The 12,490-nt window shown below is 71.9% G+C and carries 10 protein-coding genes; 7 read left to right on the forward strand and 3 right to left on the reverse strand.

The window, feature by feature from the left end; all coding sequences use genetic code 11:
* Positions 1–26: 26 nt before the first annotated feature.
* From DRB06_RS11840 to DRB06_RS11855, 4 genes are all read left to right on the forward strand, one after another.
* A complete protein-coding gene (locus tag DRB06_RS11840; protein WP_234415890.1) occupies positions 27–1,202 on the forward strand; it encodes an o-succinylbenzoate synthase in 1,176 nt (391 codons plus the stop codon).
* Positions 1,199–3,088, forward strand: coding sequence for a 2-succinyl-5-enolpyruvyl-6-hydroxy-3-cyclohexene-1-carboxylic-acid synthase (gene menD, locus DRB06_RS11845; protein ID WP_111820050.1), 1,890 nt, complete (start codon positions 1,199–1,201; stop codon positions 3,086–3,088). The genes DRB06_RS11840 and menD overlap by 4 nt, the downstream gene beginning before the upstream one ends.
* A gap of 137 nt (positions 3,089–3,225) precedes the next feature.
* Positions 3,226–4,767 carry a S1C family serine protease gene (locus DRB06_RS11850; RefSeq protein ID WP_111820051.1) on the forward strand — a complete coding sequence of 514 codons (1,542 nt, stop codon included), beginning with the start codon at positions 3,226–3,228 and terminating at the stop codon, positions 4,765–4,767.
* Positions 4,768–5,806: 1,039 nt separating this feature from the next.
* On the forward strand, positions 5,807–6,292 hold the full coding sequence (locus DRB06_RS11855) for a hypothetical protein (RefSeq protein ID WP_258522254.1): 486 nt from the start codon (positions 5,807–5,809) through the stop codon (positions 6,290–6,292).
* Here the strand turns inward: DRB06_RS11855 and DRB06_RS11860 are convergent.
* A complete protein-coding gene (locus DRB06_RS11860; protein WP_073330956.1) occupies positions 6,270–6,902 on the reverse strand; it encodes a TetR family transcriptional regulator in 633 nt (210 codons plus the stop codon). The two genes, DRB06_RS11855 and DRB06_RS11860, sit on opposite strands and share 23 nt — an antisense overlap.
* A gap of 27 nt (positions 6,903–6,929) precedes the next feature.
* Between DRB06_RS11860 and DRB06_RS11865 the strand changes: the two genes are divergently transcribed.
* The 3 genes from DRB06_RS11865 to DRB06_RS11875 are packed head-to-tail and all read left to right on the forward strand — an operon-like array spanning position 6,930 to position 10,191.
* The gene (locus DRB06_RS11865; protein WP_073330954.1) at positions 6,930–7,916 is read left to right on the forward strand and encodes an ABC transporter ATP-binding protein; all 987 of its coding nucleotides are present in this window, start codon (positions 6,930–6,932) and stop codon (positions 7,914–7,916) included.
* Positions 7,913–9,043: an ABC transporter permease gene (locus tag DRB06_RS11870; protein ID WP_073330951.1), complete on the forward strand. Its 1,131-nt coding sequence runs from the start codon at positions 7,913–7,915 to the stop codon at positions 9,041–9,043. Before DRB06_RS11865 ends, DRB06_RS11870 begins: the two co-directional genes overlap by 4 nt.
* Before the next feature lie 8 nt (positions 9,044–9,051).
* A complete protein-coding gene (locus DRB06_RS11875) occupies positions 9,052–10,191 on the forward strand; it encodes an ABC transporter permease (protein ID WP_159097678.1) in 1,140 nt (379 codons plus the stop codon).
* Positions 10,192–10,255: 64 nt separating this feature from the next.
* On the opposite strand, the gene DRB06_RS11880 is transcribed toward DRB06_RS11875, so the two are convergent.
* Both DRB06_RS11880 and DRB06_RS11885 read right to left on the reverse strand, forming a co-directional pair.
* Positions 10,256–11,668, reverse strand: coding sequence for an isochorismate synthase MenF (locus DRB06_RS11880; protein WP_111820052.1), 1,413 nt, complete (start codon positions 11,666–11,668; stop codon positions 10,256–10,258).
* Position 11,669: 1 nt separating this feature from the next.
* Positions 11,670–12,410 carry a demethylmenaquinone methyltransferase gene (locus DRB06_RS11885; protein ID WP_111820053.1) on the reverse strand — a complete coding sequence of 247 codons (741 nt, stop codon included), beginning with the start codon at positions 12,408–12,410 and terminating at the stop codon, positions 11,670–11,672.
* Positions 12,411–12,490: the final 80 nt, after the last annotated feature.

The following is a 12,490-nucleotide window of genomic DNA, read 5'->3' on the forward strand; positions in this document are numbered from 1 at the left end:
CCCGGCCCCCTGGCTATCCTGTCGGCGTGACCATCCCCAACCGCGGCCCGGAGTCCGCGTCCGCCCGCGTGCGCGGCGAACTCGATCTGGACGCCCTGCGCGCCGGCGTCGGCGGGGCGCTGCTGGCCGACATTGACCGAGCCGTCGCCTGGGACGTCCCCCTGAAGACCTCCTTCCGTGGCCTGACCCGCCGTGACGGCGTGCTCCTGCACGGCCCGGCCGGCTGGGGCGAGGTCGCCCCCTTCTGGGACTACGACGCCGACGCCGCCGCCCCCTGGCTGGCCGCCGCCCTGGAACAGACCACCGTCGGCAACGCCGACCTGCCCCGCCTCCGCGAGACCATCCCCGTCAACATCACCGTCCCCGCCGTCGACCCCGACCGGGCGCGCGCCCTGATCGCCGAGGCGGGCACCGCCGCCGGGCCGGCTCGGCATGCCGCCACCCCTCCCAGTGCCCTGCCAGTCACCGTCAAGGTCAAGGTCGCCGGAGCGCGCGTCTCCGACCGCCAGGCCCTGGCCGCCGACCTGGAGCGCATCGAGGCGGTCCGCGACGCCATCGGCCCGCACGGCCGCATCCGCATCGACGTCAACGGCGCCTGGGACCTGGAGACCGCCCGCAGAATCCTGCCGCTGATGAATACCGCCGCCCAGGGCCTGGAATACGTGGAACAGCCCTGCGGCTCCACGCAGGCGCTCGCCGACCTGCGTCGGCTGGTGGACATCCCCATCGCCGCGGACGAGTCCATCCGCTTGGCCGCCGACCCGCTGGCCGTGGCCCGCCTGGACGCCGCCGATGTGGCCGTCCTCAAGGTCGCCCCGCTAGGTGGCGCCCGTCGCGCCCTGGCCCTGGCTGAGCGCCTGGGCCTGCCGGCCGTCGTCTCCTCCGCCATCGACACCAGCGTCGGCATCGGCGCGGGCGTCGCGCTGGCCGCCGCCCTACCCGGGCTCAAGCACGCCTGCGGGCTGGGCACCGTCCGGCTGCTCGCCCGCGACGTCGCCGCCCCCGCCGCCATCCCCGCCGACGGCGCCCTGCCGGTGCGCCCCGTGCACGTCTCGCGAGCGCTGCTGCGCACCGCCGCCGCCGACGCCGAACTCACCGCCCGCTGGCAGTTGCGCCTGAGCCACATCACGGCCGCCCTGCAGCGCCGACGCGAGCGGGAGCGCGCCCACGCCGGCAGCGTCGTGGCCGGACTGCCCCTATGAGCGCCGCCGACTCCACGGGCCGCAACAACGCGCGGCCCGGGACAGACTCGCATCCCGAGCCGCCCTCGCTCGTGGCTGCCCGCACCGTCGTCCGCGCCCTGATTCACGCCGGCGTGCACCAGGTGATCCTCGCCCCCGGCTCTCGCTCCGCGCCCCTGGTTCCGGCCCTGGCCGCCGCCGAGCGGGACGGGAAGCTGCGGGTGCGGGTGGTCCTCGACGAACGCAGCGCCGGCTTCGTCGCCCTGGGGTGCGCCCGCGCCGAACTGCTGGCCGGGCGCCGCCGTCCTGCCGCCGTCGTCACCACCTCCGGCACCGCGGTGGCGAACCTGCATCCGGCCGTCGCCGAGGCCGACGCCGCCGGCGTACCCCTACTGCTGGTGACCGCCGACCGGCCCCACGAGGCGGTCGGCACCGGCGCCAACCAGACCACCGAGCAGACCCGCATCTTCGGGGCCGCAGCGCGCCTGACGGTCGACCTGCCCGCCGACATCACCGCCGACCTGGGGCAGGCCGGCGTGCGCGCCGTCGCCGGCCAGGTGCGTCGGGCGGTAGACGCCGCCACCGGGGCACTCACCAACGACCCCGGGCCGGCCCAGCTCAACCTCCGCTTCCGGCCCCCGCTCGCGTCCGAGCCCGGAGCGGAGACGCCCGCCGGAACCGGGACGGCCCCGAGCGTTGCACCGCCGACACAAGTGGGCCTCCCCGAGACCTCGGGCGGACCCGCCGCGCCGATCGCTCCCGTTCCCGCCGCCCCACAGCGTCCGGGGGCTGCGGAACAACCACGGCAGAACGCGGGGAACGGGTGTCGGGAGGAGCACGGCGTCGTCGTCGCGGGCGACGCCGTCGACGCCACCGGGCGGTACGCGCGCGCCCTGGCCGAGTACCTGGACTGGCCCCTGCTGGCCGAGCCCACCTCCGGGGCGCGCGGCGGCCCCCAGGCCCTGACCCGCTACGCCGAGCTGCTGAACACCCGAGCCGGCGCCCGGCTCGCCGCACAGGTTGAGCGCGTCGTGGTCGCCGGGCACCCCAGCCTCACCCGCCCGATCGGCGCCCTACTGGGCCGCGACGACCTGCGCATCGACGTGCTGACCGGTACGTCCCGCTGGACCGACGTCGCCGGCACCGCCGCATCCGTGGTGCCGCTCATGCCCGCCGCCCACCGGAACGCGCCCGCCGGCACCGCTGCGCCGTCGGCTCCCGCCGACCTGGCGGACGCCCTCGATCTGGGCCAGGGCCCACACGGCTGGACGGCGCGCTGGCACGCCGCCGTCGCCGCCCTGCCGGCCGACCCCGACCCGGCGCGCGCGGATATCCTCAGCGCGGACGCCGCCGTCACCGCCGTGTGGGACGCCACCCTGCGCGCCCCCGTCGGCGCCGCGCCCCTGCTCGTCGTCGGCTCCTCCCTGACCATCCGCCGCCTGGACCGGCTGGCCGCGCCCGCCCGCGGCCCCGCGCCCGCCGCGATCGCCAACCGGGGCCTGGCCGGCATCGACGGCACCCTCGCCACCGCGCTCGGCGCCGCCATCACGGCCGGGCCCGTGCGCGTCGTCGTCGGCGACCTCACCTTCCTGCACGACGCCATGAGCCTGTCGCGCGGAAGCCTGGAGGCCGAGCCCGACCTACAGGTCATCGTCATCGACGACGGCGGGGGAGCCATCTTCTCCACCTTGGAGTACCCGGCCGTCACCCCGCCCGCGGACCTGGCCCGTTTCTTCACCACGCCGCAGGCCACCGATCCGGCCGCGCTCGCGGCCGCGCTGGGCCTCCGGGTGCACCGGCCCCCCGGCCTCGCTGCCTTGCGGGCGCTCCTGGACCAGCCCGTGCACGGACTGAGCCTGGTGCACGTGCGCCTCGCCGCCGAGGCGGGGGATAACAACTCCACGTGACACAGCCCGGTGCGCTCGCTCGGGCCCCACGCCCCGGTTCACAGGCAAGTCCCAGATGAGTGTCGGTGATGCCCCAGGTCGTGCGTATTAGGTGAGATTCGTTTAGTGAACGGGCCAACGGCCCGAGGAGGAGAGCCATGAGCACGAACGAGCCCTTTGCCGCATCCGGCGATGCCGCGCAGTCAGCCGGCGATGAAACTCAGCAGCTGTCCGGCGGTGCGAGTTCATACCAGGGCGGCTCCGGCGGCGGCTCGGTCAGCTCGGGTTACGCGAGCAGTGCGGACTACTCCAGCAGCAATGCCGGCGCGGCCGACTCGGGTTATGCCGATGCCGGCTCCTCGCCCTACACCTCCGCGCCGCAGCCGCCCGCCGGATACAGCTTCGGCCGTCCCTCCGCATCGGCATCCAGCCCCTACGACCGGCCCGCACAGGGCGGCGGCTCCGGGGCCTTCGGCCAGCCCCCCTACCAGCCGCCGACGCCCTCCACCCCTGATTCCGGCCGCCGCGGCCCCGGCTGGGGCGGCGTCGTCGTCACGTCCCTGGTCACCGCGCTGCTAGCCTGCGGCGGGACCGTGGCCGCGCTGCATCACTTCGACGACGACGCTCCCACCGCCTCCGTCTCCGCGCCCACCGCGATCGCCACCGGCGCCACCACCCAGACCGTCTCCTCTACCGGTACCGCCCCCGATTGGGAGGCCGTGACGGCAGCGGTCTCCAACTCCGTCGTATCCATCACCGTCGCCCTGAACGACGGCACCGCGGTGGGATCCGGCGTGATCTACGACGCCGACGGACACATCATCACCAACAACCACGTGGTTTCCGGCGCCAGCCAGATTCAGGTGACGCTCGCCGATGGGCGCATTTTCGACGCGGAGCTGACCGGCACCGACCCGACCACCGACCTGGCCGTCATCGAACTGGTCGACGCCCCGAGTGACCTCACGGTCGCCCGATTCGGCAACTCCGACGAGCTGGTCACCGGTGAGGACGTCATGGCGATCGGCAACCCGCTGGGGCTGTCCTCCACGGCCACCACCGGCATCATCTCCGCTCTGAACCGCCCCGTGGTCACCACCCAGGAGGAAACCGAGGAGCAGTCTGGATCCGCGTTGCCCGGCCAGCTCGGCGGCCTGCTGGGGCAGTCCCAGACCACCACGACACAGGTGTACACCAACGCCATCCAGATCGACGCGGCCATCAACCCCGGCAACTCCGGCGGCCCGCTGTTCGATGAGACCGGTGCCGTCATCGGCATCACCAGCTCGATCGCCAGTCTGTCCAGCTCCGCGGACTCCTCCGCGGGGTCGATCGGCATCGGTTTCGCGATCCCCTCCAACCTGGCGCAGAAGGTCGCCGACCAACTCATCGAGACCGGCACGGCGACACACGCCTACCTGGGCGTGTCCATCGGCGACGGCGGCGCCACCACCTCCGACGGCGTCACGCGTGCGGGTGCCGAGGTCGGCTCCGTCGAATCCGGCTCGCCTGCGGATCAGGCCGGCATCAAGCAGGGTGACGTCATCACCGCGATCGACGGCAAGGCCACCAGCCAGGCGGCCGCCCTGACCGGCTTCGTGCGCCAGTACTCGGCCGGCGACGAGGTGACGCTGACGATCATTCGCGACGGCGAAGAGCTCCAGGTGCCCGTGACCCTCAAGGAGCGCAAAGACTCCTGACCGCGTGGGCCCCTGTGCCCGCTGGCCGGCTCTCCTCTTCGCCGAGGTCGGTTGAAGTAACTGCCGAGGTCGGTAGATATGGGGTTCTTCAGGTTTGTGGGTGTGGTGGTTCGGGTGTGTGGGGTCGTGGTCGGTCCGAAGACGACCCTGTGAGCCCGAAGACGTCCCCGGGCGGTCGAAGACGTCCTCATTGGCCCGAGACCCTCCCGGATGTGGAGGGTTTCGGGCGGAAAAGGTCGTACTCGACGAGTACAGGGGGCTCGAGTACGACCTTGCGTGCCCGAAGACGACCCTCACGAGCCCCACAACGACCCGGCCCGGCCGGGCGAACACGTCCTTGTCAGCCCGAGTACGACCCCGGCCGGCCGAAAACGTCCTGTTCAGCCCGAAGACGACCCTCGCAGCGTAGCCCTGCGCCGAACCATCACGGGCTGTCGGCACGTGCGTGGCGCCTCGGTCCGGCGCGTCGTGGGCAGACCCGCCGTCAACCCCTTCGGTGTTCGCACCGGGACCCCCGCACTCGGACCGCGTCACTTCAGATGGACCGCGTTCGTGCACTTGGGCCGTCTGAGAGTGCGTCTGAGGCGGTTCAACCGCAGGCAGGTGGTCCATCCGCGGGCAGGTGGTCCAAGTGGATGCGGGCGGTCCAATTCCGGGACGAAGGGGGCCGGCCAGTGCCTGGGAGTACGCCTTGCCAGAAGCAGGCGGGCAGGGGTGGGGAACGTGGCGGCGGAGGACGCCCCTGGCGGCGTGCGAGGGCGACGTTTTGCACGACCCTGGGCGACGCTGCACGACCCTCGTGCACGTTGCACGACCCCGGGGTGGTCGTGCAACACACACCAAGGTCGTCAAACGCGGCCCGAGGTCGTGCAAGTACATACGGGGCAGGGTGAACGCCACAACCACCCCACCACCACACCCACAAACCGGAAGAGCCGGATTACCCGAGTTCGCAGATACGGCGGGTGCCCGTACAGGAGCAACCTTCGCGCGCCGTTTCCGCACCATCACCCTCGATGCTATCGACGACACAGCTCTCATGGCCGCGCTGCAGCCCTTTGTCACGGACGGCTGGCCAATCGCCAACGGCGGCGGCGATGCGGATCGAGTGTTCATGGAACCCGCGGCGCAGCGCGCCATCGTGGAGCTTTCTTGTGGAGAGCCGTTCCTTTTCCAGCTCGCGGGGGAGCGCGCCTGGTATGCCGGTACCGGCAATCTCATCACTGCTACGCAGGTGCGAACCGGGTGGCGTGACGCCGCCCCAGAGGCCGAAGCGCACGTACAGCGCATCCTGGATCGACTCCCCGGGCGCGAACGGCAGTTCCTCGAGACCATGGCTGGTTTGGAGCCCGAGGAGCGCACCCTGACCAATATCGCCCGGGCCGCCGGCTATGCGAAGGGGACCGACGCCGGACCTACGGCGCAGCGCTTGGACCTCACCCGACGCATTATCCGCCGCACCAGGCCCTACAGCTTCCGCCATCGCGCCATCGAGGCCTACCTCACCTCCGACTGGCCCTGGTAGCCCCGGGGCTATGCGGCGTCAACGCCGAGCGCAGCGCGGGTGCCAGCTGCGCCACGACGTCGTCGGCCGACAGCGAGGCGACCGGTTCGAGCCGCAGCAGGTAGCGGGTCAGGAACAGGCCGGAGAAGATCGTTGCCGCCGTGGCCGCTCGCCGTTCGGCGTCCGAGCCGCCGATGTGCTCGGTCAGGCGCCCGACCATCTCCGTGTGCAGATATTCCCGCAGCACCCGCAGTGCGGCCTCGGAGGTGAGGGCATCGGCGAACAGGCGGGCGAGCCCATCGCGGTAGCCGGGGCGGTCCCATGCGGACAGCGCCGAGCGCAGCAGCGCCGGCGCCAGGTGTTCCGGCGCGACCTTGGCGGAGACGATGTCGAAGCCCCGCGCCGGGCTCAGCGCCAGCTCCGCGACCGCGCGGAAAAGTCCCTCCTTGGAACCGAAGTAGTAGGTGATCAGGGAGTGGTCCACGTCGGCCTGCGCCGCAATTGATCGCAGCGACGTGCCGGCGTAGCCGTCCTGTTCGAAACGCTTCCGAGCGGCGGCCAGGATTCGTTCGCGGGTGTTCGAGGGACCAGAGGGGCGGCCACGCCGTTTATTCACCACAGTAGAAATCATGGTGGGCGCAGGCGTTTCCTGGCAAGCATGAGCCCTTCGGAAGCCCTCGCCATCAGCCCCTCGGAAGCCCCCGCCATCAGCTTCCGCGAACTGCGCATGGAGTTCCGACGCCGCCGATCCCGGCCCCTGGTCGCGCTCGACTCGCTCACCCTCGACGTGGCCCCCGGCCAGGTCTTCGGCCTGCTGGGGCCCAACGGCTCCGGGAAGACCACCTCGGTGAATCTGCTATGCGGACTGCTACGCCCCACCGGCGGCACGGTACTGGTGGAGGGCATCGACGTGCGCGACGACGTCACCGCGGTGCGGGCGCGTCTGGGCGTTGTCCCTCAGGAAACCGCCCTGTACAACGACCTGAGCGCCGATGAGAATCTTTCCTTCCACGCGCGCCTGTACGGCGTCGCCCGCGCGCAGCGCCGCACCCGCATCAACGAGGTACTCGAGCTTGTCGGGCTGGAGGAGCGTCGCGGTGACCGCGTGGGCACCTACTCCGGGGGTATGCAACGCCGGCTCGCCCTGGCTCGGGCACTGCTGACCCAGCCGAGCGTCGTCGTCCTTGACGAGCCCACGCTGGGGGTGGACGTGCAGTCCCGCGCCGCCCTGTGGGAACGAGTGCGACGCATCGCCTCCGAAGGCGGCACCGTACTGCTGACCACGAACTACATGGAGGAGGCACAGGCGCTGGCGGACAACCTCGCCATCCTCGACCACGGTGCGCTGATCGCCACCGGCACCCCGGACCAACTGCGCGGACGCCTCGGCAAGACCTTCATCGACGTGCGCTGCAGCCGCCCCGATCCCGGACTCGAGCATCTGGCCGGCGTCACGGGAGTCTCCTGGCGCGACGGCGTCGCCGCGGTGGCCGCGGACGGCTCACCCGCCACCACCCGCGCCATCCTCGACTGGTTCGCCGAGCACGATCCCGGGTCCGCCCTGGTGGGGGTGCGCCGCCCCGACCTCAACGACGTGTTCCTGGACCTGACCGGCAAGGCACTGCGCGACGGGGGAGAGTCATGACCGGCGCCCGGGCCGCCGTTGCCATCGCGGTTAAGGACTGGACCAGGTTTGTGCGTCAACCCTTCCTCATGGTCATCAGCGTGGTCATCCCGCTGGTGTTCATCTTCTTCTACTCCCTGGTAATCCCCGTATCCAACAACAACCCGATCATGATCGCCGACCTGGACGGCGGTCCCGTCGCAGAGCGCCTGAGCGAGGTCATGCGCACCATCCAGTCCGACGAGGGCCCCTACTACGACGTGCGCACAACCGACCCCGAAACCGCGCTGAAGGCCTTCGATGACACAGAGGCGCTCGCCGTCGTCATCATTCCGGACGGGTTCTCCCAGGCCGTCGCCGCCGGGGACGCCCGGGTGGAGCTGCGGCTGAACAACATCAACTCCGACTACTCCAAGAACCTGCGTCTGCGCCTGGACGCGGCGGTAGGCGCGCTCAATGAGGAACTGGCCGGCCCGGTGGTGGAGGTGGAGGAGACCCGCTGGCTGCCCACCGACCCCACCATGCTCGGCTACATCTCCACCAGCCTGCTCCTGTTCGGCTGCCTGTACGCCGCCATGGTCAACACCGGCCTGCAGATCGCCGCGGAGTGGAACGACCGCACCGTCAAGCACCTGCTGCTGGCGCCGCTCGGACGTGGCGCGCTCGTGGCGGGCAAGGTGATTGCGGGGCTGGGGCAGTCGCTGGCATCGGTGGCTCTGGTGCTCCTGGTGCTCGTGGTCGGCTTCGACTTCCAACCCAGCGGCAGCCTGCTGGCCATGGCGGGCATCGTCGGGGTGGTGCTGCTCATGGGAGCAGGCATCGGCATGGTGGTCGGAGTCGCTTCGAAGAAGACCCTGGCGACGGCGTCGGGCCTGATCACTGCGGCGGTGGCCCTCTTCCTGGTGTCAGGGAACGAGGAGTCCATGCGCGGGCTCGCCTGGGGACAGCCGATCACCGCGCTGTGGCAGCTGTCCCGGACACTGCCCACCACCTACGCCTTCATGAGTGCCCGCTCCATCTTCCTCACCGGCGACACCTCGGATCTGGCCCGCAACCTCGCCATCGTGCTGATTTCAACGGCGGCGATTCTGGGCCTGGCCGGATGGCTGCTGCGCCGCGCCTACACCCACCTGACCGGAGGACAGTGAAACAGACCATGATGCAGAGCAGCCAGACACGCCGAATCTCGGGGCACTTGGACCGCGTGGGTGCCGTCGCCCGCAAGGATCTGCGTCAGTGGGCCCGCGACCGACAGGCCCTGGCCGGCCCCATGCTCATCCCGCTGGTGCTGATGTTCCTGTGCGGCATCCTGTTCGGCTTCGGTGGAGACGAGTGGAACATCGGACTGGTCAATGAGGGGGAGGGGCCGCACGCGGCCGCCTTCGAGGCGGAGGTTCGCGGCCTGCGCAGCAACATCAGCCCCTACTTCCGCGTGGTGACCACCGACGCCGAGCGGGCCGAGCAGTTGGTGGCCGCCGGCCGCCTGCACCTGGTGGTCACCATCCCAGCCGACTTCGATGAACGCGTCGAGGCGGGGCAGACCCCGGTACTGCACACCAGGACCTACAACATCAACACCGACATGATGAAGAACGCCCGCCTGCGGCTGAGTCGCGCAATACAGGACTACGCCGCCGCGCAGGCGCCCGGCGCCGCGCCGGTCACCGTCATCCAGACAACCACCCGCTCAGACGACGTATGGCGGCGCACCTTCATCGGACACAGCGCCGTCATCCTCGCAGTCATGGTCGGCTCCGCCCTCAACGCTGCGATCATGGTTGCGCGCGAATGGGAGCACCGCACCGTCAAGGAGGTGCGGCTCGCGCCCCGGCCCCTGGGCGATGTCACCGCCGGAACACTGGTCGCCGCCGTCATCGCCGGAGGCATCAGCACCCTGGTCACGCTGGCGGTCGCGGCGGCCGTCTTCGGGGTACGCATTCCCATGGGGCGCTTACCGGCGCTGGCGGCCCTGGCCGCATTGACCTCATTGGCGTGTGCCGGGTTCGGCGTCGCGATCGGTGCCTGGCTGCGGGACTATCGCACCGTGCAGCCACTGCTCATGATCACCTTTGCGGGATCGTTCTTCGCCTCGGGCGGCTTCTCGTCGCTCGCCACCCTGCCCCGTGCGGTGCAGACATTCGACCGCTTCTGGCCACCGGCCTACGTGTTCGAGACCATGCAGGCCCAGGCGTGGATGACCGCGCCACCATCGGCGATGCCGGCGCTGACCGGCTGCGCCGTGGCCGCCGCGGTGGGAGTTGGGCTTGGGGCGTGGGCCCTGCGCCGGCGGCTATAGGCGGGCTAGCCAGTTCGAGGGCGTGGTGTCTGACGGGTCCAATCAGCATGGATCCGCTCGACGGCTAGACGTCCGCGCCCAGGGCGGTGAGCATGGGGCGCATCTTCGCCGTGGTTTCAGCCAGTTCGTCGGCGGGCACCGACTCGGGCATGATCCCGCCACCGCCGAACACCCGCGCCGGCGCCTCCGGTCCCACCCCGCCGGGCGGCAGCGCGGCACTGCGCAGCGCGATGCACCACTCGCCCTCGCCGTGCCAGTCCACCCAGCCGACCGGACCGGCGTACCGGCCCCGGTCCATGCCCTCGACCTCGGCGATGACGCGGGCGGCCGCGGCAGTGGGGGTGCCACAAACGGCGGCGGTGGGGTGCAGCGCGCCCACCAGGGACAGCGCCCCCGTGTCCCCGGCGACCACGCCGGTGATGTCGGTGGCCAGGTGCAGTACGTTCGGCAGTGTCAGCACCCGTGGCGCGGCGGCCTCCACCACCGAGCACAAGGGCTCCAGGGATGAAAGCGCCGAGGCGCGCGCGAACTCGTGCTCGGCCCGGTTCTTCGCCGACGCCGCCAGCCACTGCGCAAGTCGCTCCGCCTCGCGCTCGCGGGTCGCCGCGTCACCCGGGTGACGGCGCGCGGTGCCTGCCAGCACCCGGCTGGCGAGGCGCCGATTCTCCAGCCGCACCAGCAGCTCCGGGGTGGCTCCCACCATGGAATCCACGGCGAAGGTCCAGCACGACGGGTAGTTCGCCCCCAGGCGCCGCAGCAGATCACCGGTCGCCAGGGGCGCTGCCGGCCTCACCAGCAGATCCCGCGCCAGCACCACCTTGCGCGCCTCGCCGACGGCTATGCGCCGACGCACCTCCGCGACGGCGGCCAGGTAGTCGGCCTCGAGCAGTGCCCCGGCCGAGACCACGGGGGCGTCGGGGGAGGGGACATCCGTCTGGGCGGACGCCGGCGGGCGCAGCCGGGCCAGTACCTCCGCCAACTCCGGGTGCGCCTCGCCATCGGCCACGGCGGTGGTCAGCCACGCCCCGGAGTCATCCAGGCCCACGAGCACGCGCGGCACCGTCAGCACGGAGACGGCGGCGGAGGCGGGGGAGAAGGCGATGGTGCCCAGGGCCACCGGGCCGGTGCCGGGCCGCACCAGCGCGTCGCGCCACCAGGAGGCGTACACGGTGGCCCGCCAGGCGCTCCGCAGCGCCTCGATCCGGTCCGGCCCCTGCGCCTCCAGCCGCAGCGCCTGCCCCCAACCGACCAGGCCGCGCCCGTGCCGCACCCAGCTGACGACATCCTCCCGCCCCGCCAGGAGGTCGAGCAGTCCCGTGCCGCCGTCGCCGCCCTCCGGGGTGATGACGCCATCGGGCAGGGCGACGGTGCGGAAGGACAGGCGTGTCGGGGCGGTGGTGGCTCGCCACGCGGACGAGGTCGATGCGGCGGGCGCGGGGTGGGCCGAGGAGTCCGGGGCGGGCCCGGGAGCACCCACCTCAGGCCTCCGGGGCCGTCGGCGCGGCGTCGGCGTCGTCCGCGGGGATCCCCGGCTTGGTGGCGCGGTGGATGGCCACGATCCCGCCTGACAGGTTCTTGTAACCCACGCCCCGCCAGCCGGCGTCCTGGATCAGTGCGGCCAGGGCCTCCTGGTCGGGCCAGGCCAGGATCGACTCGCCCAGGTAGCCGTAGGCGTCGGCATTGGAGGACACCAGCCTCCCGGCCGCCGGCAGGGCAGTGCCCAGGTAGAAGCGGTACAGGCGCCGGAACGCCGCATGCACGGGGGTGGAGAACTCGGCGATCACCAGCCGCCCACCGGGCCGAGTCACCCGCGCCATCTCCGCCAGCGCCGCCGCCGTGTCCTGCACATTGCGCAGTCCGTAGGAGACGGTGACCACGTCGAAGTCGGCGTCGGGGAAGGGCAGGGCGGTGGCGTCGCCGACCACGAACTCGATCTCGGGGTGGCGGCGGCGTCCCTCGGCCACCATGCCGGCGGACAGGTCGCAGGCCACCACCTGTGCGCCGTCGGCCGCGTAATCGACGCTGGAGGTGCCGGTGCCGGCGGCCAGGTCCAGCACCCGCATGCCGGGGCGGGCCGCGACGGTCGCGCGCGTGACCGCGCGCCACATGCGCACCTGCCACAGGCTCATGACGTCATTAGTCAGGTCATAGCGGCGCGCGACGGCGTCGAACATGCCCGCGACCTCGCGCGGGTCCTTGGCGAGAGAGGCTCGACTCATGGGCCGATCCTCGCAGATTCCGCGGCCGCCTCCGACACGCCGGGCCGCCCGCGTCGGGGGAGTGCCGGCGCCGCCGCGTC

Source organism: Actinomyces sp. Z5 (assembly GCF_003287795.1).
Classification (GTDB): Bacteria; Actinomycetota; Actinomycetes; order Actinomycetales; family Actinomycetaceae; genus Actinomyces; species Actinomyces glycerinitolerans.